Here is a 23,328-nt window from a genome sequence, read left to right as displayed (position 1 = left end):
TTCTCCCTTCTAAGTGAAAATAGTTCTCATAAGAACATTTAAGTTTTCATGAGAACTATTTTATCATTTTCGGAAAAGATGTCAAGAAAAAAGTTTTCCTGAGAACTATCTGCTAATCATTGACAATAGTGGATAATTTATCTATAATAAGCCTAACTTATCATGTAAAGCGAAATTTTCGCATTAGAATCGGGAGAATTTTTTGATGAAACAAGAGAATCAGCAAATCTTAGGAATTCTTGCTATCATCTTTGGGACCATCGCCCTTCTTGGGTCTTGGATACCAATTATCAACTATCTGTCATTAATTATTGCTGTCCCTACTTTAATCTTGGGAATTATCGGGATTGCCCTCAGTCCTAAAAAACAAAAAACCTTGGCTATTCTCGGAACCTCCTTTGCCCTTATTGCAATTATCGTTTCCGTAATAACTCAATTCCTTTTTTCGAATATCTTAAACGACTGGGTAACTAAATATAGCCACACTTATAGACAAGAGATTCCTTATTTTGAAGAAGAACAGGGTGGAAACCTACCAGACACTAGTATCGATGAATACCAAGACGAGGACGATATTGAAGAAGACCAAGGTTTTACTTGGACTCAAGACCAGTTTGATGCCTTAGTCGAAGGTGACCTTTCCAACAGAGGCCAAGGCGGGAGCAATTACCAGGATATTATTAACAAACATGGAATTCCAGACTCCGTTACAGACTCAAATAACGGTGATTATCAAACTAAAAGAATTTCCTACATTTCCCTTGGTTCAGAAAGCAAAGCTGTCATTTTAACCTTTGCAAAACAGGAAAATGGGCAGTTTCTTCTAATCCATAAATTTTCAATCGGCTTAGATCAAGAGCAACAAAAAAACTCAGATATGACCATTTAAATATAAAATAAAAAAAGCGAACAGCATCAAAACTGTTCGCTTTTTATTAAAATCCATCAACGTTAGTATAGATTTTTTGTACGTCTTCGTCGTCTTCAAGGACACCGTAGAGTTTTTCAAAGTTTGCAAGGTCATCTCCTGAAAGCTCAACTTCTGATTGAGGAATCATCTCAAGTTCTGTGACTTGGAATTCTTCGATACCAGACTCACGCAAAGCAACGATAGCCTTGTGAAGGTCAGTTGGAGCTGTGTAAACAGTGATGGTTCCTTCTTCTGCTTCTACATCATCCACGTCTACATCTGCTTCAAGCAAAAGCTCAAAGATGGCATCTGCATCATCACCTTCAAATACGATAACACCCTTATTGTCAAAGAGGTAAGAAACTGAACCTGAAGCTCCCATATTTCCACCATTTTTACCAAAGGCTGCACGGACATTAGCTGCTGTACGGTTAACATTTGAAGTCAAAGTGTCGACGATTAGCATAGAACCATTTGGTCCAAAACCTTCGTAACGTCCTTCTGTAAAGGTTTCGTCTGTGTTTCCTTTTGCTTTATCGATTGCTTTATCGATAACGTGCTTTGGTACTTGCGCTTGTTTCGCACGGTCGATAACGAATTTCAAAGCTGAGTTTGATTCTGGATCTGGATCGCCTTTTTTAGCTGCTACATAGATTTCTACACCAAATTTTGCATATACTTTAGAGTTAGCTCCATCTTTAGCCGTTTTCTTGGCTACAATATTGGCCCATTTACGTCCCATTAGGAATCTCCTTTATTCACATTTTAATCTTTTTTATTATAACACAAGTCTATCTGATTTTCACTAGAGGAAATGGATTTTCTTTTCTATAGAAACTAGGCTTGGACTTTAGTCGCCAAGATTTTCTTCCCTTCTACTATCAAAGGATAACGGAAAATCGAGAAGTAGAGTTGGATGGTCATAGCAAGCCAAATCAACGGCTCACATATAATGACTCCTATATAGCCAGCCCAAGGGATAATCCAGGCAACAAATATAATTTTCCCAAATAGCTCGATAAAGCTCGATACCATGGGTAATAGCTTTTGACCTAGCCCTTGCATGCAATTTCGATAGATCAAAAGGAGACTTAAGAATGGATAAAAAGTAGAACTAAGTCGTAGATACAAGGTCCCATTTTCTAGCAAGTAAGGATCTGTAGAGCTTGCGATAAAGGAAACTAAGCTAGGACTGGCAAAAAATAGAAATACACAGACAAAAGCAGCCCAGGACATGCTCAATAAACTACTAATTTTTAGACCTTGGACAATCCGATCTGGCCTTTTAGCTCCAAAGTTTTGAGAAGTGAAGGTTGTTATTGCTGAAGAAATAGCTGTCATAGGTAAAAGGGCAAAGGCCATAATGCGTCGAGCAGCAGTCTGGGCACTGATAATGACCGCTCCAAAAGTATTGACAGATGACTGTAAAATGACACTACCAATGGACACAATAGATCCCATCAAACCCATGGCTAAACCTTGTTCTAACAGATCTACGTACAAGGCCTTGTCCCACTTGAAGTCCTTAAGGCTAGGCACAAGTTCTGGAATACTCCTACGGATATAGTAAAAACAAAGAATGGCCGACAAACCTTGCGAGATGATTGTAGCAAGACCAGCAGACTGCACACCCAGCTGCAATTGAGTGATGAAATACAAATCCAGAGCCACATTTATGACCGCAGAAAAGATTAAAAATCCAAGAGCAGCTAGACTATCTCCAACAGATCGTAATAAGCCTGCAAAAAGATTGTATGCAAAACTAACACCTACACAGCTAACAATCATGGAAATATAGTCATAAGATTGAGGTAGAATTTCTGCAGGTGTATCCAGATATTGTAGAAGAGGATAAAGACCAAAAAAGCCCAGCAACATCACGACAGCACTTAACAGAGCTCCCAAAATCCAAGTTGCCGCGACCGCTTCCTTGATCTTAGTAAAGTTACGGGCTCCATAATAACGGGCAATCACAACCCCCATCCCATTTCCAACCCCCAGGGCAAAACCAATAATCAAGTCAAAAATTGCCGTTGTTGCTCCAACAGCCGCCAAGGATTCTTGTCCCAGAAAACGACCTACAATCAAGATGTCAGCAGTGTTATAGAGCTGCTGAAATATGTTAGATAGGAGAATCGGAAAGGCGAAACTGATGAGTGATGGAAGGATAGGACCATGAATTAGGTCCACAGTTGATTTTTTCTTCATAGAGCTATTATATCAGCTTTCTATAAGTGTAACAAGACGAAATAAAAGCTTTGATTACCATGAAAACGCTTGTCGGATAAGAGCCATTTTGATATAATCATGACTGAAAAGGAGTTTGTGTATGAGCTTAACCAGCCAATTAATTACAGATGTCTTTCCAGACCTTGAAAAGGTTAGAAAATTAAATATTGAAGCCTTCCCCGAAGAAGAGCGGGTGCCCTTAGACGAATTTTTACTGTATCAAGATAGGGATGACGCTCATTTTTTCGCCTTTTATAATGAGGAGGAGTTTGTTGGCTATGCCTTTGCCATCTCCAATCAAAAAGCTTTCTACATCAGTTTTTTCGCTATCATGCCTCATTTGCGAAGCCATGGTTATGGAAAAGAAATTATTGAAAAGTTGATTGACTTTTATCAGCGTACGATGATTCTTGAAGTGGAAAGACTGGATGAAGACTGCGATAACCTAGAACAGAGAAAAGCCCGAATGGAGTTCTATAAACAAAATGGTTTCAAAACAGCCAATGCTTTTTTAGAGTATGAGGGCCTTAGTTTTGAAATTCTCTATCGTGGTGACCACTTTGACGAAGAAGCCTATCGTAATATCTTTCAAAAATTGCAAGACGAGAATTACTTCGACTTCCACATCGAATACCGTCGTTTCAGTGACCACTAAAATAGAAAGCTAGTGAGTCTTATACCTATTTGCTAAAAAAGCCTTCTCTGAGAAAAACTTAAAAAACTGTATGTAATCTAGACGAATTACATACAGTTTTTTTATTTTCATATAGAAATATACTCTATTGATTCACTCGAGCTTAAGCTTCTGTTCCAGCTTCTGGAAGAAGGAAGTAAAGAATAACATAAGCAAGCACTCCTGAACCACCTAACAAAGTGAAGAGGATCCAAAGTGCACGAACCAGAGTAGGGTCAATATCAAAATAGTCGGCAAGACCTGCACAAACACCACCAATTTTTTTATCTTGAACGTTACGAACTAGACGTTTTTCCATTATATATAATCTCCTTATATTTTGTTTACATTTAATTTTAACATCAAATTAATTTTTTTTCAATATTTTTTTGACTATGCTCTAAAAATTCTAATATAAACGTTTTAGCCCTAGAAAATCTGGATAGTTATCCTTCATATCTTAAGAATAGAAAAAGCGGAGAGTTTCTCTCCGCTTTTACTTTTTAATCTTCAATTTCGATTTCAAGATCATCGCCAAGGTCAAGCGTTACTTCTTGATTGGCTGCTTCTGGCTCAGTAGCACTAGATTTTTTAGCTACTTCATCATCTTCAATCAAGCCAAAGTGGACACGAACTTGGTGGTCAATTTCATCAAAGATTTCTGGGTGATCTGCCAAGTATTTCTTAGCATTCTCAGAACCTTGTCCGATTTTTTCACCCTTGTATGAGTACCAAGCACCTGCTTTTTGGATAATATCCAAATCACTAGCAATCTTCAAGAGTTCACCAGTTCTAGAAATCCCTTCACCATACATGATTTCAACAAGAGCTTCTTTGAACGGTGGAGCCACCTTGTTTTTCACAACTTTAATCTTAGTTTCTTTACCAACGTTCGTATCTTTTTGATCACCAGTTCCCTTGATTTGTGTACTTCCACGCACATCCAAACGGACTGAAGCATAGAATTTAAGGGCGCGTCCACCAGGAGTTGTCTCTGGATTTCCAAACATAACCCCTACTTTTTCACGCAACTGGTTGATGAAGATAGCAATTGTCTTTGTCTTGTTGATAGAAGCTCCAAGTTTACGCATAGCCTGACTCATCATACGAGCTTGAAGACCAACGTGGCTATCTCCGATGTCTCCATCGATTTCAGCACGAGGAACAAGGGCTGCAACAGAGTCGATAACGACAAGGTCAACTGCACCTGAATCAATCAATTTCCCTGCAATTTCAAGACCTTGCTCACCTGAGTCAGGTTGCGACAAGAGTAATTCGTCAATGTTAACTCCTAATGCAGCTGCATAGGCTGGATCAAGGGCGTGCTCTGCATCGATAAAGGCAGCGATCCCACCTTCTTTTTGTGCTTGCGCTACAGCATGCAAGGCAACGGTTGTCTTACCTGATGACTCTGGACCATAGATTTCAATGATACGTCCCTTAGGATAACCACCTGAACCGAGTGCAATATCAAGTGCCAATGAGCCTGAACTCATGACTTGGACTTTTTGCTCAGCGCGTTCACCCAAACGCATGATTGATCCCTTACCAAAATCCTTTTCAATCAATTTAAGGGCATCGTTCAAAGCTTTTTCACGGTCGGCACCAAATTTTTTGCCAATTTCGTCTAATTTCTTTGTTGGTTTTTTCGCCATTTTATTCTCCTATATTCTAACGATCTTTAGACCTGTTTCTATTATATCAAAAGTCACTCACTTAATAAAGCCTTGCGAACCAAGTTGAAGGCATGCATGACCGCAATTTTACGAACATCTGCTCGACTTCGACCTGCAATATTGACCTGAACAACTTCTGTGCCGGATGCTTGAGACAAACCGATAAAAACTGTACCAGCAGGATGCCCTTCTAGACTATCCGGACCAGCCACTCCTGTCAAGCTAACTCCAAAGTCCGACTGGGTTTTAAGCCGTGATTGCTCTGCCATTTTTTCCGCCGTAAAGGCTGACACTACTCCATGTTTTTCCAACTCATGAGCTGGAATTTCCAGCATCTTAGCTTTTTCTTCAAGGCTATAAGTCACAAAACCTCCCTTAAAGATGGTTGAGGCTCCTGAAAAATCTGCCAAAGTAGCTTGAAAAAGACCTGCAGTCAAGCTTTCTGCTGCGGTAATGATTTTCTTTTGCTTTTTCAACTCTTCTACTACCAGGCTAGCCAAGCTGGTTTCTTCCCCATAGCCATAGCATTTTTCTCGAAGTAAAACACCCTCAAAGGTTTCTCTTTCAAGGATTTGTTGTTCTAGAGTATCTAGAACACGATCCGCTTCTTCTTGACTCTTAGCCTTGGTCGATAAGCGAAGGGTCACTTCCCCAGTTTTAGCATAAGGTGCCAAGGTTGGATCCGTTTGTTGTTCGATTAAATCTGCTAAGATAGTGACTAGCTGACTCTCTCCTATCCCAAAGAATCGAAGTACCCTTGAGTATAATTTAGCACCTGTCGTCAATCTTGGCAACAACTCATTTAGAACCATAGGTTTCAATTCACTAGGTGGTCCAGGGAGAACAACATAGGTAACTCCTTCCACCTCAATCATACCACCAACTGCAAGACCAGTTTCATTTGGTAACGGAGTTGAGCCTCGGATGATCTGCGCTTGACGCTCATTATTTGGAGTCCGGGCATAATCAGGTCTCTGGGCAAAGAAAAGATCCAGTTTTTCTTGAGCCTCACTATCAAAAACTAGGTCGCGTTCCAGAAATTTAGCCAGTGTCTGTTTGGTCAAATCATCCTCTGTCGGCCCTAATCCTCCTGTCAAAACAATGAGTTGGCTGCGGTTTTTAGCAATCTCTAGCAGAGATAAAAGTCGAGTCTCATTATCTCCTACAGCAGTTTGAAAATAGACATCTACACCAATTTCTGCTAGCTTTTCAGATAAAAATTGGGCATTGGTATTGACGATTTGACCTGTCAAAATCTCCGTCCCAACAGCAATAATTTCTGCTTTCATTTTCCCTCCTACTTACCTATTCGTTTTTCTTTGAAAAAATCGCAGGATTTTTCCTGCGATTTGACTACTAGTCTCATATTATTCTGACTCTTGTAGAGGTTGATTAAATTGACCAAGGAGATTCTCATATAAGACTACATTAGTCTCCAAATTCGTAACCTCTGGTTGCCCGAGCGAACGGCGTAAAAGATTTTGCATCTCTAACATATGTTCTGAAGTAACAATTTGGTAAGAAATTCCTTGAAGCATTTCCCCCTCACCTCTTAATTGGTGGGGCTCAATGTTTTTAAAGGAATCCTGATAGCCCATCAGCTGAGGAATTGTTGTGGTCGTTATCTCGATATTTGTCTGCATATTATCACTAAGTGCTTTTAAAATATCTTGGTAATGACTAATACTATTTAAACTAATAATCTTTTCAACAACCTTCTGAATCACTTCACGTTGACGTTTTTGACGGCCATAGTCCCCTTCAGGATCTTGATAGCGCATCCGTGAATAAACGAGAGCCTCTTCACCGTTTAAAGTCTGCTCCCCAACCCCAATAGAGATTGTATTAAAGGGTTCTTGGTCTTGAATAGAAATTGGGAAACCAAGAGTGTTATTGACAGTAACACCACCAACAGCATCAACCATTCTTTGAAGACCATGCATATTAACCATGACATAGCGGTCGATGTGGATATTCATCATTTTTTCAATAGTAGAAATCGCTAGTTCTGCCCCACCGTTTGCATATGCAGCATTTAGCTTAGCCTCAATAACACTACCATCTGCTTGCTGGATTTGCGTAAGAATATCACGCTCCAGACTCATCATGATAGTTTTTTTGGTCTTAGGATTCACTGTTACCAAAATCATAGAGTCACTGTTTCCTGCCCATGGATCTGTACGTTCAACGTTTCCCGTATCTACACCCATCAGTAAAATCGTCAGAGGTTCAGTTGCCTCAATAACCTTTGTTTCTTCACCAATTTTTTTATAAGTTTTTGCTAAAGTCTGTGTACTTTGCTGGTAGATTGTGTAAGCATATGTACCCAGACCTAGCGTGGTTACTAGAACCAAACCTAAAAACATGCCAATTATTTTTTTTACCATACTCTTATTAATCTATCAGTTTACCCATTAGATAAACATCTAGAAACTCTCCTCTCTCTATACAAGCACCGCGTTCCTGTAACCCTTCTGTGATAAAGCCCATTTTTTCATATAAATGGATAGCTGCAAGATTGCGTTTCTGAACCGTCAATTGCAAGCGACGGATGACACCGCTAGTTTTAGCCCATTCAATAGCTTCTTCCATCAAGATACTACCAAGTCCAGAACCCCAAAAGGTTTTTTTGATGCCTAAGAAAATATCTCCGATATGTCGAACTCTTGGACGTTGGTCTGCGGTTACGTTGATAATTCCTGCTAATTCATCATTTAAAAAAGCTAGCAAAGTTATCTGATTTTCAGACTGAGCCTGTTTATCGATGAAAATTTGCATCTCAGACTCACTTATGGAAAGTCCATTTTCATCCAGACTGGTAAAACTAGATTCTTGCCCAATTTGATCTAAAAGGGCTATGACTTCCGAAGCATCTGAAATTTCTGCTTCACGGATTAACAGATCATACTCCATCCGTCAACTCCTTTAACAAGTCTGTTGCTCTATTGCCATTAGCGTGAAATACAAGCTCACGTCCCTCGTCTTTTTTAAGAATTTCTATCTCCAAATAATCTGAGGGAAGATTCTGGCCTAAAAGATGGCCCCATTCAATGACGGTTACGCCAGCTCCAAAGAGGAACTCATCCAGGTCAATCGAGTCAGCATCCCCTTCGATGCGGTAAACATCCAAGTGATACAGGGGTAAACGCCCTTCATACTCTCTAACAATGGTGTAAGTAGGACTCTTAATCATTTGATCAATGCCTAAACCCTTGGCCAAACCCTTTGTGAATGTTGTTTTCCCCGCACCTAATTCTCCAGTCAAAATCAAAACATCATTTTTTTCTAGTAGAGTACCTAATTTTTCCCCAAAGGCTACGAGCTCATCTTCATTTTTTGTGTACATGTAACCATTATACCAAAAAGTTTTTCCATTGTGACATTTCTATCAATAAAAAAAGGAGGAGAATCCTCCTGCCTTTTTGAAAAAATTAATCTTTAGTTTAGAGCCATGCTGATGTAGTTCAAGATAAACAAAGCATCTAAAATCCAAATCATAGCATGAATATCTTTCACTTCACCTTTAACAAGTTTTGTCAAAGTATAAGTCAAGAAACCAATCGCAATCCCTTGGGTAATTGAGTAACTGAATCCCATGAAGATTGATGTGAAGAAAGCTGGAACTGCTGCTGACATATCATCCCAAGGAATGTTTTTCAAGTTAGAGAGCATCATAATTCCGACGATAATCAAAATTGGTGCTGTCGCAGCTGAAGGAACAATGGCTAGAAGTGGGCTAAAGAAACTTGATAAGGCAAAACAGATAGCAACTACTAAAGCTGTCAAACCGGTACGTCCACCAGCACCGATACCAGCTGCTGATTCGATATATGTCGTAACGTTTGAAGTACCTGCAATGGCTCCAACAGAAGTCGCCACCAAGTCAGAGTAGAGAGCCTTGTCCAACTTGTTTGACTCATGGTTTTCACCACTTGTTGCAATGATCCCAACTTTTTCACCTGTACCGATAAGGGTACCGATGGTATCAAAAATATCTGTCAATGAGAAAGCCAAAATAGCCATCAAGGTTTCTGGTAAACGAGATGTATTTGAAATCAGTGAACCCAAGCCCTCTGAACCAAGACCTGCACCAAATAAAGTTCCCAAGTCATTAACAGCAGATGCTAGGTTGTTGCTTGCAAAGTCGATGGTAGACAAATCAACAACACCAACCGCAATAGCAAGGACTGTCGTTGTTAAGATAGAAAGGATGATCCCACCCTTGATACCTTTAACGACAAAGAAAATAGTAATAGCAAGACCTGCCAGAGCCACTAGGACAGCTGGATTGTTGAAATCTACCAAACCAGGAACCGCTGCTGAATTGGCTGTAATAGCTGCTTGCGCCTTATCTGCACCTTCACCCGCCACTGTATAAGTACCTGGGTCAATTGAGAATTTCAAGAGACCAGCATTCTTAATACCAACATAGGCAAGGAAAATACCAATACCAGCTGAAATTGCTGAACGAAGTGTTCCAGGAATTGAGTCAATAATCATTTTGCGAACATTGGTTAATGTAATGATAAGAGAAATAATCCCACAGATAAAGACCATGCCAAGAGCTTCTTGCCACTTATAACCCATACCAAATACAACTGTAAAGGTAAAGAAGGCATTGAGACCCATACCTGGAGCTTGAGCATATGGTAAGTTTGCATAGAAAGCCATCATTAAAGTTCCGACAACAGAACCAATAATCGTAGCAAGGAATACACCCTGAACTGGCATTCCAGTTTGTGAAAGCATTTGAGGGTTTACAAAGAGAATATAACTCATTGCAAAGAAAGTTGTTAAACCAGCAAGCACTTCTGTTCGGACGTCAGTCCCGTGCTCCTTTAGTTTAAATAGTTTGTCCATTTTTAATCTCCTTTTGTCATTTTACGAACAATATAACCATTATATCATCTATCATTCAGTTTTTCAATATGTTTTTAAAAAAATTTGAAAATTCTTAGTAATTGTTGTTCCGACTAGTCCCGCTTCTAATCAGCTTTTCTCTCATCTTTTTGATATAATAGGAAGCATCTTATCTGAAACTAGATTGGGGAGGAACTTATGACAAAAAAAATTATCGCCGTTGACCTAGACGGCACCTTACTCAATGGAGAAAGCAAACTATCTGATTTTACCAAAGATACTATTAAACAAATCTCTAAAAAGGGGCACCATGTCATCATTGCAACAGGCCGCCCTTACCGTATGGCCAAAGACTTTTACCATCAACTGGAATTAGAAACACCTATGATTAACTTCAATGGCTCTCTCATCCACCTACCTGGCAAGGTTTGGGAACACGAAAAGTGTCTGACCGTTGATAAAAAATATCTTTTAGATATGGTCGCGCGAAAAGAGGAAATCGAGGCAGACTTTATTGCTGGTGAATACCGAAAAAAGTTCTACATTACAGCACCAGACCATGAAATTGCTGATCCTAGACTATTTGGGGTAGAAAACTTCCAGCCCGAGAATCAATTCAATTCCGACTTGGTAACCAAGGATCCCAACTGTATTTTATTGCAGACTAGAGCAAGCGACAAGTATGCTCTAGCAGAAGAAATGAACAGGTTTTACCAATACCAACTTAATATTAATACCTGGGGTGGTCCTTTAAACATCCTTGAATGTACACCGAAAGGTGTTCACAAAGCCTTTGCCCTCGAATATCTACTCAGGGTTATGAATAGGGACAAACAGGACTTGATTGCCTTTGGAGATGAGCACAATGATACAGAGATGCTTTCTTTCGCAGGTAAAGGCTATGCCATGAAAAACGCCAATCCAGCCCTACTCTCTTTTGCAGATGACCAATTACCACTAACCAACGAGGAAGATGGCGTTGCTCACTTTTTACGCGAGCGATTCCTTTAATAATTGTAGCAGTCTCATACCTCTCTTGTAGAAAATTCTACAAGAAAGGTATGGGGCTTTTCCTTGTCCAAGAATAAAAAAAGGAACTTGTCCCAGCCTTATCTAGGCGCAAGTTCCTACATTTTCTATTTCTTTAAAACAATACGATCAGAAATTTCACGATCCATATCATCAATGATAATTTGATTACCATCTGCTACATAAACTTTGATGTCATCTCCAACAAAGACTCTCTGGTTTTCTGGTTCGAAAGTTACCTTCTTAATTTCCTGATCACCATCAGGCTCTACTTCCGTCCATGTTCCAGTATTACCAGTAACAACGAGAGTAATGCTATCTCCCTCATCTTGCCCTTTATAGGTTCCATCAATGTTAGTTACTGAACTAGCCGTCGAACTAGAAATAGTCGTTTCCACTTGCTGACCAGTTGTTACTTCCGTACTGGTGCTTGCTTGAGTTGAAGGAGCTGCCTGCTCTTTTGGTGAACATGCAACTAAGAGACTAAGACTTGCCAAAGAAGCAAGAGAAAGTGTGAATTTTTTTAGTGACATCATGTCTCCTTTCTTTTAGTGGCTTAAAAACAGAATAACCCTGCCGAGCCACCACACCTTTACTATAACAAATAAAGATAGGAGGGTCAATCAAATGACTTTTGTTTCATAAGACAAGCGCGAACCTCAGATATAAAATAGAGAGAGCCTGTCACAAATAGCAAGTCTTGCTCCCCTGCAGAAGCTTCAAAATTATCTATAAAATCTCGATATGAAGCAATGCTTGTATAATCTCCAAAGTCTTGCTCTTCCAAGGAACCCTGATAGTCAAAACTCGTAACATAGAGAGCTACATCAGGCAAATGCTCTGTTAAATAAGTAAGCATCCCACTATAATCTTTCCGCTTTAGCGCACCAAATAGGATTTGAGGCTGATACCCTTGCTGTATTTTTTCTTGGATAAACTCAACCAAACGCTCTAGAGCTTGTAAATTATGAGCGCCATCTAGGTAAATATGCTTGGTGACAGCCTCTAAGCGCCCTGCCCATTTGGTCGCTTGTAAGGCATGTCGAACCGCTTCTTCCCGAACAAGTTCTTGTCTAGCTTTCATAAATAGAAGAAAAGCTTGCAAGGCAAGAGCTGCATTTTCCTCCTGATAGGCTCCCTCTAATCCCAATATTAGGTGGTGCAAGTCAGCTAGAGAAGAATAGAAGTTCCCATTTCGGAAAGAAAAATCTTTGTTAGCTTGGTAGAGAGTCACACCCAAATCATTCGCAGTCCTTTGACAAACCAACTGTGCTTCAAGAGTTAAATTTGCAATCACAGCTGATCTCCCGGGCTTAAAAATTCCTGCTTTCTGCTCTGCAATTGCTGCTAAACTATCGCCCAAGGTCTCCTGGTGATCGAGGCCGATTGATGTGATGACTGCAATCTCTCCAGTTACCACGTTGGTTGTGTCTAACAGTCCCCCAATCCCGACTTCCAGCAAAACCAGATCCACTTCCTGCTCTTTAAAATGAAGTAAAGCAATCAAGGTCAGCAACTCAAAAAAAGAGAGCTGATCGTGGGTTTCTAAAAGTCTTTGCTCCATTGCTTTGACTTGATCTGCTAAACGAATAAAATCTTCGTCCGATATGGGTTCACCATTAATGCAGATACGGTCATGGATGCTGACAATGTGGGGCGAAGTAAAGGTCCCTACTTTCTTGTCATGAGAAATAAACAACTCTCTCATAAAAGCAATAGTAGAACCCTTGCCATTAGTCCCTGTGACATGGATTATAGGATAAGATTGTTCAGGATTTCCTAGTAAATTTACAGCTTCTTGTATCCGTCCCAAACCAGATCTAAAGTTCAATCCAATCCGACTATGAAGCCATTTTTCTACTTCAAACATGCTTGTCTCCTTAATAAAAAAGGCGGTGGGACAGAAATCAATTGACGAAGTCTCGATTTCGTAGTCCCAGTCTCGCGAGGCTTCAACAATTCATTTGATTGTTGAAGGTTGCGGATAGAAAAAATGAAATTTTTCACCAAAAAGTCCAATCAACTATCGCGTCAAAATTTGATGGCTAATAAAAAACGAGGCCGGGATTTTTATCCCAACCTCTTACCTAATTAGCTAATCCCTAGCTATATTTTATTTCAATATAAACTAAAAACGTCCCCCGAACTTACTGACGGTTTTTATTTTTAGCGTCAGGCTAAAAACGTTCACCAGATTTTCCTGCTTTTTCTTATTTCTAGAAGCAGGGCTGATACAGTCTACCAGACTACCTGCGTTTCTATTTTCTAGCGCAGTGCTAAAAACATCCCCCGGATGTTCCAACTCTTTCTAGTTTCTAGGAGTTGGGCTAAAAACGTTCCCCGGTCTCACCAGTTCTCTCTTATTTCAAGGAACTGGGCTGATACAGTCTACCAGACTGTATCACTCCTCCATAAAGCTGTTGAAGACTTCTTCAATCATGTTCCACTCATCTTCTGAATCTTCTGGGATTGGTTGCAATTCGCCTTCTGTCCCATCTTCATTTTCAGTGAATGAGTATGCTTGGATTTCCACTTGTCCATCTTCGTCTTCTTCTGCATTAACTGGTACTAGAAGAACATAGTTTTTACCAAACTCTTCTTTGCCATCAATTGTTAAAAGAATTTCAAACAAGGTTTCATTTCCCTGCTCATCTACAAGTGTAATTAATTCACGTTCTTCGTGATCGTGGTTGTGATTGTGTGACATATTATCTCCTCTGTCTTAAAATTTTCTATCTAAATAATTTTGTAAAATTAACTGAGCTGCTAATTTATCAATAACTTTTTTACGCTTATTGCGACTAATATCCGCTTGCTCAATCAACATACGTTCTGCAGCTACCGTAGTCAAGCGCTCATCTTGGTAGTCTACCGGTAAACCAAAGAGATCTACCAACTTTTCACCATATGCCTGACTAGCTTCCACCCGCGGTCCACTAGTGTTGTTCATGTTTTTTGGTAAACCAACAACAAAGCACTCCACCTTATAGCTATCAACCAATTCCTTGATTCGTTCAAAGCCAAACTGACCTTGATCTTCATTGATTTGGATGATTTCAAGTCCCTGAGCCGTAAAACCTAGTGGGTCACTAATCGCTACTCCTACTGTTTTTGAACCAACGTCCAATCCCATAATTCTCATAGATTATAGATCGACTCCTTGTCCCTTAAGGTAGTAGCGAACCAATTCTTCAACGATTTCATCTCGCTCATACTTACGAATCTGATTACGCGCATTGTTATAACGAGGAACGTAAGCTGGGTCTCCACTGAGAACATAGCCTACAATCTGATTAATCGGGTTATAGCCCTTTTCGTTCAGAGAAGCATAGACATCTGTCAATGTTTCGCTGATTTCTTTTTTATTGGAATCATCCAATTTAAAACGTACGGTTTCTTCAGTAAATCCCATTCTAACACCCTCTTTCCTTAGAATACTATTATTATAGCACATTCACAGTCGTTCTTCAAATAACACTGTCTGATTCTACTGATTTTCTGCGATCTGCCTATTGAACAGTTGCTCCATTCGCAACTCTGCTTTCAATGTATTCTTCAGGTTCGTTTTTCAAAAGATTCTCTAAGCCAACATTCTTTATAAACTCCGCTTCACTAGCTTTCTTGATATCCATAACTTGGAAATCATAGCTAGTTTTTGTCTCCATTTCAGATTCATTTAGGAGGCTAGTTTCAATTGTAAAACCTGTTATCTTTCTAGCTTCTTGAACTGTTTCATCCTTATCTTCAGCTTCTTTTAAAGCTTTTTTGGTTTCTTCTAAACCTTGCTCAGTAATAAACTGCTTTAGATCATCTGTGACTGGACGTTTCTGAATAATAGTTAAACTCAAAAATTGCTTACCTTTGTATGTAACTATTTGGGTCTGTTGATTTCCATTTTCATCAACAGGCAAAATAATAGTCTTGGTAACCACTGTATTATTAGTTGCATTTTCTAGGATGGGTAAGGTTGCTTGAAGAGCTTCTTGCGTACTCTCAGTCGTAGACTCTGTAGACTCTTTTTTTTGTCCACACCCCACCAACATAAACAAAGCAATGAGCATTCCGATTACTAACTTTTTCATAAATCTTCACCTTTTTAAATTGATACATATTAGAGAAGGCTAGGAGTTATTCCCAGCCTTGATGTTTTATAGTGCAGCACGCAAACGTGCTTCAGCATTTTCTACATTTCGTACAGATCGCGGCAAGAAAGCTCGAATATCATCTTCTTTATAGCCAACTTGCAAACGTTTCTCATCTACTAGAATTGGACTTTTTAGGATACGTGGTGTCTCCATGATTAAGGTGAGCACCTCATTGACACTCAAATCTTCGATGTCAACACCTAGGGCTTTAGCATAGCGATTTTTTGATGATACGATGCTAGCAATTCCATTATCTGTCTTAGTTAAAATATCAAGTAGTTCTTCTCGCGAAATTCCTTCTTTTCCAAGGTTTTGTTCCTTATAAGTTAACTGGTGGGCATTGAGCCAGGTTTTAGCTTTTTTACAGCTAGTACAACTTGAGACTGTATAAATTTTGATCATGTACCTACCCCTTTCGCTACATGTTTCTATCAGTATAATCTATTATACCATAAATAACATCGGACTTGCGACCTATTTTTGAAAAAAATTAACTTTTTTTGAGATTTTCGAACTTTTTTCTTGACAAATTACGAACTATAACCATTCTTTATATTTTTTTATATAAAAATTCTTGATTGTTGTGACACTTATCATATACAAGAAAATAATGAGGGCTAGGAATAAGAAGTAAGGAATTCCCAATGGTGCTAAGCGAAGGACGCCAGCTAATGCTCCATAAGGCAGACTAGATACGAAAATTGCGGCAACCAAGGTTGTCAAGATCACAAGCCAAGCTGGTCTGCTTTGTACAAAAGGAACTTTTGCCGTACGAAGCATATGGATAACCATGGTTTGAGACCACATAGATTCAATGAACCATCCTGTTTGGAATAAGATAATAAACTGAAGGGCAGATTCAGCCCCGTGAACATAATGGTGGCCTGTCACCAAAGGAACAATGATAAAGTAGAGGAAAATAAAGGTCAAAATGTCAAAGACAGATGAGATTGGACCCATCCAAACCATAAATCGCGTAATGGATTTTGCTTCCCATGTATGGGGTTGTTTTAGGAAGTCTTGATCCACGTTATCAAACGGCAATGCCACACAAGATAAATCGTAGACTAGGTTTAGGACAATGAGATGAACAGGAGCCATTGGTAAAAATGGCAAGAAGATACTTGCAACCAATAGTGAGAAGATATTCCCAAAGTTTGAACTAACGGTCATCTTAATATATTTGGTCATGTTGGCGTAGACCTTACGGCCTTCAACGATACCTGTTTCAAGAACCATGAGATCCTTGTCCAGCAAAATAACATCAGCTGTTTCCTTTGCGATATCTACTGCTGTATCAACGGAAATTCCAACATCTGCCACCTTCATAGATGGAGCATCATTAATACCGTCACCCATATAACCAACGACATGGCCATTTTTCTTCAATTGTAGAATGATGCGGGCTTTTTGGTCAGGTGACAATTTAGCAAAGACTGTTACACTTTCAACCGCTTCTGCCAACTCTTGGTCTGTCATTTGGTCGATATCAGCTCCCAAAAGCATCTGCTCAACATCCAAACCAACCTTTTCACAGATGGCTTGGGTTACTTTTTCATTATCCCCAGTTAAAATTTTTGTTCTGACACCATGCTCAAACAAAGCTTGGATAGCGGGTGCTGCAGATGGTTTTGGTGGATCCAAGAAGGCAAGGTAACCCGTAAGGATCATGTCACTTTCATCATCCACAGCATAGGCATAATCTTCACGTAGACCTGACTTGTAGCCAACACCTAATACACGTAAGCCTTGACGATTTAATTGACCAACTTCTGCCAGTACTTCTTGACGAATTTCTTCAGTAATAGGGATTATTTCTCCACGATATTCCACATGTGTCGAAATGGTCAACATTTCTTCCAAGGCGCCTTTGGTAACCATACTAACAACATTGCTATCATCTTTGACGATAACACTCATGCGTCTGCGCTCAAAGTCAAATGGAAGTTCGTCGATTTTTTGGAAGCTGGTGTCTAGATTTTGTAGGATAACATGTTCCTTGGCTTCTTTTTCAGTTCTACTGATGATGGCACGGTCCATCAAGTTTTTCAAACCTGTTTGAAAATGTGAATTTAGATAGGCTCTTCTTAAGACTGCCATATCCAAATCACCATGGATATCCAAGGGATATTCTAAGACAATCTCATCTTGCGTTAGAGTTCCAGTTTTATCCGTACAAAGGATATCGATTGCTCCTAAGTCTTGGATAGCATTGAGTTTTTTGATGACTACCTTTTCCTTGGCCATGATAATGGAACCTTTTGCTAAGCTGGCTGTAATAATCATCGGAAGCATTTCTGGTGTCAGTCCGACACCCACGCTCAAGGCAAATACTCCAGCCTCTAGCCAGTCTCCATCGGTTAAACCATTTGCAAAAAACACAATCGGAACCATGACAAGCATCAAGCGGATCAAGAGCCAAGAAATGCTGTTCATTTCACGTTCAAAAGAAGTTGGCTCATCGTAAGTATTAAGAGTTTGCTCAATAGCTCCCATCAAGGTATCATCACCAACCGCTAGAACCATAGCTGTAGCACTTCCTGAGATAACGTTTGTCCCCATGAATGCCAAAGATTCTGCTTCTAAGAGGCTATCTACATTTTGACTAGTCGCTTTATTTAAAGCAAGCTTTTCAACTGCATCACTTTCTCCAGTCAAACTTGACTGTTGAATGAAAAAGTCGCGGGATTCAAATAAGATGACATCTGCTGGAATCATGTCTCCCGCACTCAATTTCACGAGATCTCCCACAACCAACTCATCGATTGGCAACTCTTGTTCAAGGCCATCGCGAATAACAGTTGCAGTGTTGACAATCATTTTTGAAAGGTTGGTTGTTGCCTTATCACTCCGCAACTCTTGGACAAAACGAATGCCTCCTGAAATCAAAACCAAGACAACGATAATAATAGAGGTCGTAGGGTCCTCTTGGCCAGGTTTGGCAAGCCAGACGTTTGTAACGAGAGAAATAAAGGCAATCACAAGCAAAATGATTGTGAAAGGATTGATAATGGACTCATAAATCTTTTTATAGATGGAATCCTCTTGACCCTTGGTAATCGTGTTTTCACCATATAGGTCACGGTTTTCTTCGACTTGTTCTTGGTCTAAGCCTTTTAGACTTGTATGGTAAAAAGCTAGACTGTCTTTGAATGGTGTTTGAATAGCTGCTGCTAATCTTTCTTTTGTAGTTTTCATTGGTTTCTCCTATCTGTATGAATAGTGATTTCATACTCAATGAAAATCAAAGAGCAAACTAGGAAACTAGCCACAGGATGTACTTGAGTACGGCAAGGCGACGTTGACGTGGTTTGAATTTGATTTTCAAAGAGTATCATACACAGAGACCAATCACTTTATAGGGACAGAACGACACAAATCAGCGATTGGCTGTGTATGTGCGGTTCTGGATGGTCGTCAATTTGCATCGTTTGTCTCCTTTCTTTGTTTTAAAACAGCAGAAAATCCTGCCATAAAATGGCAGGACTAAAAAACTGATTATCTGTTTTCGTTCAAGCTTTAACTCCATAGGGCGATGTAATGAGCTTAGTCTTGACCTTCGCGACCAGGACTGTTGACCAACGAGTAGTGTCTCCACTGCTTTGCGGTAGTCATCCGTATCCCTATGGTAGCCTCACCTACCGTTTTCGCCTTTCAGTATAAACCTTTAACTAGTAAAAGTCAACCATTTATCTCATTTTTCTTAGATTACGATTAATTCTTTTGGAGCAAGGGTTAATAACTCACAACCGGTATCTGTAATCAGGATATCGTCTTCGATACGAACCCCGTATTTACCTTCAATATAAATACCTGGTTCATCAGTCAAGACCATACCAGTTTTGATAACTTCTTTGGAAATTTGGCTAAAGTAAGGTTCTTCGTGGATATCAAGCCCGATACCGTGCCCGATACCGTGAGTAAAGTATTCTCCATAGCCTGCTTCCACAATAATATCACGAGGAATCTTGTCAAAGTCACGGAAACCTAAGCCAGCCTTAGCTTGGTCAATTAATGCTTGGTTGGCTTTTAAAACAGTGTTGTAGATTTCTGCTTGTTCGTCGCTGACATGGTCTAGGTAGATGGTACGAGTCATATCACTCACATAATGCTCGTAAAGGCATCCGAAGTCCATGGTAATAGCTTCGCCTAGTTCAACTGACTTGTGCATTGGGTGGGCATGGGGTTTAGAAGAGTTGATACCGCTCGCTAAGATGGTATCAAAAGACAAACCTGCTGCTCCCAGCTCACGCATACGGAAATCAAGGAAGTTGGCAATTTCAATCTCTGTCTTACCAGGCTTGATAAATTCAAGCGCATCGTGGAAAGCTTGATCTGAGATTGAACAAGCCTTACGAATAGTCGCAATCTCTGTTTCATCCTTAATCATGCGAAGCGCTTCAACAAACTGTGTCTGAGGAATTAATTCCAAACCTTCAAAAGCGGCTTGCATGCGGTGGTAATAAGAAACCGAGATTTCATCTTCAAACCCGATACGAGAAAGACCCATGTCTTTCGCAATTTTTGCGATAGTAGCCAGCTCGTCACGCTCTGCAAAAATCTCAAAACTAGTAACTTCCTGCTTAGCAGCGATAATATAGCGGGCATCTGTCACTAAGACCTGACGGTCACGACTGATAAAGACTGTCCCATTTGAACCCCAAAAACCTGTCAAATAGTAGACATTTTTAAGGTTATTGATAATGATTCCATCTAATTCTTTTTCTTGCATTTTATCGAGAAATGCTTGCACACGTTTATTCATGATGTAACTTTCCTTTCAAATACTGTCCTGTATAGCTAGCTTCATTAGCAGCTACTTCCTCTGGAGTTCCTGTTGCAATGATGGTACCACCACCAACACCGCCTTCTGGTCCTAAGTCGATAATATGGTCTGCTGTTTTGATGACATCCAGATTGTGCTCAATCACGAGAACTGTATTTCCATCATCGACAAAGCGAGACAAAACCTTCAGTAGACGCGCGATATCCTCGGTATGAAGACCAGTTGTTGGTTCGTCTAAGATATAGAAAGACTTACCTGTCGAGCGCTTGTGGAGTTCGCTAGCTAACTTCATCCGTTGAGCCTCTCCTCCAGAAAGTGTCGTAGCTGGTTGTCCCAAGGTCACATAGCCTAGACCAACATCTTTGATAGTCTGGAGTTTGCGTTGAATCTTAGGAATATGTTGGAAGAAGTCCACCGCATCATTGACTGTCATATCCAAGACTTGCGAGATATTCTTTTCCTTGTAGTGAACTTCTAGGGTTTCACTGTTATAGCGGGTTCCATGGCAGACTTCACAAGCTACGTATACGTCTGGCAAGAAGTGCATCTCAATCTTGATAATCCCGTCACCTGAGCAGGCCTCACAGCGACCACCCTTGACATTGAAACTGAAGCGACCCTTTTTGTAACCTCGAATCTTGGCTTCATTGGTTTGGGCAAAAAGGTCTCGAATATCGTCAAAGACACCTGTATAGGTTGCAGGATTGGACCTTGGTGTTCGTCCAATCGGGCTCTGGTCAATGTCAATCAAGCGGTCTACATGCTCAATCCCTGTAATCACCTTAAACTTTCCAGGCTTGTCTGAATTGCGATTGAGCTTTTGAGCAATGGCTTTTTTGAGAATACTGTTAATGAGTGTCGACTTCCCTGAACCAGACACCCCTGTCACCGCAATGAATTTCCCGAGTGGGAAGCGAGCGGTGATATTTTGTAGGTTGTTTTCACGCGCTCCAGTCACCTCAATAAAGCGACCATTTCCTACACGGCGTTCTGACGGCACTAGAATCGCACGTTTTCCTGATAGATACTGTCCTGTAATTGACTTACTGTTGCGAGCCACCTGCTTAGGCGTTCCTGCTGCTACAATCTCTCCACCAAAGACCCCTGCACCAGGGCCAACATCAATCAGATAATCGGCTTCTCGCATGGTATCTTCATCATGTTCTACTACGATCAAGGTGTTTCCCAAATCACGCATCTTTTTCAGACTGGCAATCAGACGGTCATTGTCCCTCTGGTGAAGACCGATAGACGGCTCATCAAGGATATAGAGAACTCCTGAGAGATTGGAACCAATCTGGGTTGCCAAGCGAATACGCTGACTCTCCCCTCCTGATAGGGTTCCTGCCGAACGAGAAAGGGTCAGATAGTTGAGTCCGACATTATTGAGGAAGGTCAAGCGGTCTTTGATTTCTTTAAGAATAGGACGAGCGATGATAGCTTCATTTTCAGATAGGCTTAGTTGATCAATAACCTCCAAATGGTCTGCGATGGAGAGGTCTGAAATTTCTCCAATATGAGGGGCTTTCTCTCCTCCTACACGAACGGATAAGGCCTGATCGTTGAGGCGATAACCGTGACAAGTGCCACAAGTTAGCTCATTCATATAAAGGCGCATCTGTGTGCGGGTGTAGTCACTATTGGTTTCATGGTAACGTCGCTTAATATTCCCTATAATACCTTCAAAAGGAATGTCGATGTCACGAACCCCACCAAATTCATTTTCATAATGGAAATGGAATTCCTTACCATCTGAACCATAGAAAATGAGATGTTTCTCCTCCTCAGACAAGTCCTCAAAAGGAGTATCCATATCCACTCCAAAGGCTGTCATGGCTTGTTCTAGCATATTTGGATAATAGTTAGAAGAGATAGGATTCCAAGGTGCTAAGGCTCCCTCACGAAGGGTCTTGCTAGCATCTGGTACGACTAAGTCCGTATCAACCTCTAGCTTGATCCCCAAACCATCACACTCACTACAAGAACCAAATGGTGCATTGAAGGAGAAGAGACGAGGTTCTAGTTCCGGAACTGTAAAGCCGCAAACTGGACAAGCATAGTGTTCTGAAAAAAGCAACTCTGAATCATCCATAGTATCGATGACCACATAACCTTCTGCGATACGAAGGGCTGCTTCGATGGAGTCAAAGAGACGACTACGGATACCTTCCTTGATGATAATACGGTCTACCACCACATCAATATTGTGTTGCTTATTCTTTTCAAGTTCTGGAACTTCGGTCACATCGTAAACAACTCCATCGACACGGACACGAACATAACCATCCTTTTGAATCTTTTCAATCAGCGTCTTATGCTGACCCTTTTTCTTACGAATGACAGGAGCCAAAATTTGCAAGCGTTGGCGTTCTGGCAATTCCAAAACCTTGTCCACAATCTGTTCAACAGAAGAAGCCTTGATAGCCCCATGACCATTGATACAGTAGGGTGTCCCTACACGAGCATAGAGGAGACGTAGATAGTCGTTGATTTCCGTCGTTGTCCCAACCGTCGAACGAGGATTTTTACTGGTCGTCTTCTGGTCAATGGAAATGGCAGGACTGAGACCATCGATAGAGTCCACATCTGGCTTTTCCATATTGCCCAAAAACTGACGAGCATAGGCTGACAGACTTTCTACGTAGCGGCGTTGTCCTTCTGCATAAAGGGTATCAAAGGCTAAACTAGACTTTCCTGATCCAGATAGTCCCGTCACCACAACTAGCTTGTCACGCGGAATTTCCACATCTATATTTTTTAAATTATGGGCGCGTGCCCCATGGATGACAATCTTATCTTGCATGTTACTTCTTTCTAGTCCATTGTTGCTTTCCATTATACCAAAAAAAGTGAAATTCTATTACCAAAAAAGCCGAATTTGTAGTATAATAGTACGGTGTCAAAAATCACTTTATACTCAATGAAAATCAAAGAGCAAACTAGGAAACTAGCTGCAGGCTGTACTTGAGTACGGCAAGGCGACGTTGACGCGGTTTGAATTTGATTTTCGAAGAGTATTA

The 23,328-nt window shown here is 40.4% G+C and carries 22 protein-coding genes and 1 riboswitch; of the genes, 3 read left to right on the top strand and 19 right to left on the bottom strand.

The genetic code is table 11. The features are described from left to right. Positions 1-205: 205 nt before the first annotated feature. The gene (locus QM941_RS05620) at positions 206-889 is read left to right on the top strand and encodes a hypothetical protein (RefSeq protein WP_414339588.1); all 684 of its coding nucleotides are present in this window, start codon (positions 206-208) and stop codon (positions 887-889) included. A 46-nt stretch (positions 890-935) separates the two neighbouring features. Here the strand turns inward: QM941_RS05620 and QM941_RS05615 are convergent, their stop codons facing one another. Together QM941_RS05615 and QM941_RS05610 are read right to left on the bottom strand one after the other, a co-directional pair. Beyond that, entirely contained in the window at positions 936-1,652 is a 717-nt protein-coding gene (locus QM941_RS05615) for a YebC/PmpR family DNA-binding transcriptional regulator (protein ID WP_414339586.1), read from the bottom strand. A gap of 95 nt (positions 1,653-1,747) precedes the next feature. After that, the gene (locus tag QM941_RS05610) at positions 1,748-3,118 is read right to left on the bottom strand and encodes an MATE family efflux transporter (RefSeq protein ID WP_414339585.1); all 1,371 of its coding nucleotides are present in this window, start codon (positions 3,116-3,118) and stop codon (positions 1,748-1,750) included. A 121-nt stretch (positions 3,119-3,239) separates the two neighbouring features. Between QM941_RS05610 and QM941_RS05605 the strand changes: the two genes are divergently transcribed. After that, positions 3,240-3,794, top strand: coding sequence for a GNAT family N-acetyltransferase (locus tag QM941_RS05605; RefSeq protein ID WP_414339584.1), 555 nt, complete (start codon positions 3,240-3,242; stop codon positions 3,792-3,794). A 142-nt stretch (positions 3,795-3,936) separates the two neighbouring features. Here the strand turns inward: QM941_RS05605 and QM941_RS05600 are convergent, their stop codons facing one another. The 7 genes from QM941_RS05600 to QM941_RS05570 form a co-directional block, all read right to left on the bottom strand. Beyond that, positions 3,937-4,131 (bottom strand): PspC domain-containing protein, encoded by a 195-nt coding sequence (locus QM941_RS05600; RefSeq protein ID WP_414339583.1) that lies wholly within the window; start codon positions 4,129-4,131, stop codon positions 3,937-3,939. Between the two features lie 184 nt (positions 4,132-4,315). Further along, positions 4,316-5,467, bottom strand: coding sequence for a recombinase RecA (recA, locus tag QM941_RS05595; RefSeq protein ID WP_414339582.1), 1,152 nt, complete (start codon positions 5,465-5,467; stop codon positions 4,316-4,318). Positions 5,468-5,520: 53 nt separating this feature from the next. Then, positions 5,521-6,777, bottom strand: coding sequence for a competence/damage-inducible protein A (locus QM941_RS05590; RefSeq protein WP_414339580.1), 1,257 nt, complete (start codon positions 6,775-6,777; stop codon positions 5,521-5,523). Between the two features lie 78 nt (positions 6,778-6,855). After that, positions 6,856-7,875 carry a biofilm formation/cell division transcriptional regulator BrpA gene (gene brpA, locus QM941_RS05585; RefSeq protein ID WP_414339578.1) on the bottom strand — a complete coding sequence of 340 codons (1,020 nt, stop codon included), beginning with the start codon at positions 7,873-7,875 and terminating at the stop codon, positions 6,856-6,858. A gap of 7 nt (positions 7,876-7,882) precedes the next feature. Beyond that, positions 7,883-8,401: an N-acetyltransferase family protein gene (locus tag QM941_RS05580; protein ID WP_414339577.1), complete on the bottom strand. Its 519-nt coding sequence runs from the start codon at positions 8,399-8,401 to the stop codon at positions 7,883-7,885. Then, the gene (gene tsaE, locus QM941_RS05575) at positions 8,391-8,834 is read right to left on the bottom strand and encodes a tRNA (adenosine(37)-N6)-threonylcarbamoyltransferase complex ATPase subunit type 1 TsaE (protein WP_414339575.1); all 444 of its coding nucleotides are present in this window, start codon (positions 8,832-8,834) and stop codon (positions 8,391-8,393) included. Before tsaE ends, QM941_RS05580 begins: the two co-directional genes overlap by 11 nt. A 92-nt stretch (positions 8,835-8,926) precedes the next feature. Beyond that, positions 8,927-10,348, bottom strand: a complete 1,422-nt coding sequence (locus QM941_RS05570) for an NCS2 family permease (RefSeq protein WP_414339573.1) — start codon at positions 10,346-10,348, stop codon at positions 8,927-8,929. A gap of 198 nt (positions 10,349-10,546) precedes the next feature. Here QM941_RS05570 and QM941_RS05565 point away from each other — a divergent pair, with 198 nt between their 5' ends. Further along, positions 10,547-11,359 (top strand): Cof-type HAD-IIB family hydrolase, encoded by an 813-nt coding sequence (locus QM941_RS05565; RefSeq protein WP_414339571.1) that lies wholly within the window; start codon positions 10,547-10,549, stop codon positions 11,357-11,359. A gap of 125 nt (positions 11,360-11,484) precedes the next feature. On the opposite strand, the gene QM941_RS05560 is transcribed toward QM941_RS05565, so the two are convergent. From QM941_RS05560 to uvrA, 10 genes are all read right to left on the bottom strand, one after another. Then, entirely contained in the window at positions 11,485-11,910 is a 426-nt protein-coding gene (locus QM941_RS05560; protein ID WP_414339569.1) for an SP_0198 family lipoprotein, read from the bottom strand. Positions 11,911-11,996: 86 nt separating this feature from the next. Next, positions 11,997-13,247: a bifunctional folylpolyglutamate synthase/dihydrofolate synthase gene (locus QM941_RS05555; protein WP_414339567.1), complete on the bottom strand. Its 1,251-nt coding sequence runs from the start codon at positions 13,245-13,247 to the stop codon at positions 11,997-11,999. 531 nt (positions 13,248-13,778) lie between these two features. Beyond that, the gene (locus QM941_RS05550; protein WP_414262608.1) at positions 13,779-14,084 is read right to left on the bottom strand and encodes a DUF1292 domain-containing protein; all 306 of its coding nucleotides are present in this window, start codon (positions 14,082-14,084) and stop codon (positions 13,779-13,781) included. Positions 14,085-14,099: 15 nt separating this feature from the next. Then, a complete protein-coding gene (gene ruvX, locus QM941_RS05545; protein WP_414339565.1) occupies positions 14,100-14,519 on the bottom strand; it encodes a Holliday junction resolvase RuvX in 420 nt (139 codons plus the stop codon). A 3-nt stretch (positions 14,520-14,522) separates the two neighbouring features. Continuing rightward, positions 14,523-14,789 carry an IreB family regulatory phosphoprotein gene (locus QM941_RS05540; RefSeq protein WP_000507060.1) on the bottom strand — a complete coding sequence of 89 codons (267 nt, stop codon included), beginning with the start codon at positions 14,787-14,789 and terminating at the stop codon, positions 14,523-14,525. Between the two features lie 97 nt (positions 14,790-14,886). Next, positions 14,887-15,459, bottom strand: a complete 573-nt coding sequence (locus tag QM941_RS05535) for an SP0191 family lipoprotein (RefSeq protein ID WP_414339563.1) — start codon at positions 15,457-15,459, stop codon at positions 14,887-14,889. A 66-nt stretch (positions 15,460-15,525) separates the two neighbouring features. Beyond that, positions 15,526-15,924 (bottom strand): transcriptional regulator Spx, encoded by a 399-nt coding sequence (spx, locus tag QM941_RS05530; RefSeq protein ID WP_414339561.1) that lies wholly within the window; start codon positions 15,922-15,924, stop codon positions 15,526-15,528. Between the two features lie 135 nt (positions 15,925-16,059). Beyond that, positions 16,060-18,720: a magnesium-translocating P-type ATPase gene (mgtA, locus tag QM941_RS05525; protein ID WP_414339560.1), complete on the bottom strand. Its 2,661-nt coding sequence runs from the start codon at positions 18,718-18,720 to the stop codon at positions 16,060-16,062. A 298-nt stretch (positions 18,721-19,018) separates the two neighbouring features. Then, positions 19,019-19,172, bottom strand: a riboswitch (M-box (ykoK) riboswitch). A gap of 53 nt (positions 19,173-19,225) precedes the next feature. Continuing rightward, the gene (locus QM941_RS05520; RefSeq protein ID WP_414339558.1) at positions 19,226-20,287 is read right to left on the bottom strand and encodes a M24 family metallopeptidase; all 1,062 of its coding nucleotides are present in this window, start codon (positions 20,285-20,287) and stop codon (positions 19,226-19,228) included. Further along, positions 20,280-23,111: an excinuclease ABC subunit UvrA gene (gene uvrA / locus QM941_RS05515; protein WP_414339891.1), complete on the bottom strand. Its 2,832-nt coding sequence runs from the start codon at positions 23,109-23,111 to the stop codon at positions 20,280-20,282. Before uvrA ends, QM941_RS05520 begins: the two co-directional genes overlap by 8 nt. Positions 23,112-23,328: the final 217 nt, after the last annotated feature.

Source organism: Streptococcus timonensis, from assembly GCF_047460355.1.
Lineage (GTDB): Bacteria > Bacillota > Bacilli > Lactobacillales > Streptococcaceae > Streptococcus > Streptococcus timonensis_A.
The sequence above is the reverse complement of the archived record's forward strand: the minus strand, read 5'-3'. Positions and strand labels throughout refer to the sequence as shown.

Coding starts and splice junctions, on each gene's coding strand:
- QM941_RS05580 (WP_414339577.1), bottom strand. CDS start 8,401: ATGGAGTATGATCTGTTAATCCGTGAAGCAGAAATTTCAGATGCTTCG.
- QM941_RS05610 (WP_414339585.1), bottom strand. CDS start 3,118: ATGAAGAAAAAATCAACTGTGGACCTAATTCATGGTCCTATCCTTCCA.
- recA (WP_414339582.1), bottom strand. CDS start 5,467: ATGGCGAAAAAACCAACAAAGAAATTAGACGAAATTGGCAAAAAATTT.
- QM941_RS05560 (WP_414339569.1), bottom strand. CDS start 11,910: ATGTCACTAAAAAAATTCACACTTTCTCTTGCTTCTTTGGCAAGTCTT.
- ruvX (WP_414339565.1), bottom strand. CDS start 14,519: ATGAGAATTATGGGATTGGACGTTGGTTCAAAAACAGTAGGAGTAGCG.
- QM941_RS05600 (WP_414339583.1), bottom strand. CDS start 4,131: ATGGAAAAACGTCTAGTTCGTAACGTTCAAGATAAAAAAATTGGTGGT.
- spx (WP_414339561.1), bottom strand. CDS start 15,924: ATGATCAAAATTTATACAGTCTCAAGTTGTACTAGCTGTAAAAAAGCT.
- QM941_RS05520 (WP_414339558.1), bottom strand. CDS start 20,287: ATGAATAAACGTGTGCAAGCATTTCTCGATAAAATGCAAGAAAAAGAA.
- QM941_RS05535 (WP_414339563.1), bottom strand. CDS start 15,459: ATGAAAAAGTTAGTAATCGGAATGCTCATTGCTTTGTTTATGTTGGTG.
- mgtA (WP_414339560.1), bottom strand. CDS start 18,720: ATGAAAACTACAAAAGAAAGATTAGCAGCAGCTATTCAAACACCATTC.
- QM941_RS05620 (WP_414339588.1), top strand. CDS start 206: ATGAAACAAGAGAATCAGCAAATCTTAGGAATTCTTGCTATCATCTTT.
- QM941_RS05565 (WP_414339571.1), top strand. CDS start 10,547: ATGACAAAAAAAATTATCGCCGTTGACCTAGACGGCACCTTACTCAAT.
- QM941_RS05615 (WP_414339586.1), bottom strand. CDS start 1,652: ATGGGACGTAAATGGGCCAATATTGTAGCCAAGAAAACGGCTAAAGAT.
- QM941_RS05570 (WP_414339573.1), bottom strand. CDS start 10,348: ATGGACAAACTATTTAAACTAAAGGAGCACGGGACTGACGTCCGAACA.
- QM941_RS05590 (WP_414339580.1), bottom strand. CDS start 6,777: ATGAAAGCAGAAATTATTGCTGTTGGGACGGAGATTTTGACAGGTCAA.
- uvrA (WP_414339891.1), bottom strand. CDS start 23,111: ATGCAAGATAAGATTGTCATCCATGGGGCACGCGCCCATAATTTAAAA.
- QM941_RS05540 (WP_000507060.1), bottom strand. CDS start 14,789: ATGGGATTTACTGAAGAAACCGTACGTTTTAAATTGGATGATTCCAAT.
- tsaE (WP_414339575.1), bottom strand. CDS start 8,834: ATGTACACAAAAAATGAAGATGAGCTCGTAGCCTTTGGGGAAAAATTA.
- QM941_RS05605 (WP_414339584.1), top strand. CDS start 3,240: ATGAGCTTAACCAGCCAATTAATTACAGATGTCTTTCCAGACCTTGAA.
- QM941_RS05555 (WP_414339567.1), bottom strand. CDS start 13,247: ATGTTTGAAGTAGAAAAATGGCTTCATAGTCGGATTGGATTGAACTTT.
- QM941_RS05550 (WP_414262608.1), bottom strand. CDS start 14,084: ATGTCACACAATCACAACCACGATCACGAAGAACGTGAATTAATTACA.
- brpA (WP_414339578.1), bottom strand. CDS start 7,875: ATGGTAAAAAAAATAATTGGCATGTTTTTAGGTTTGGTTCTAGTAACC.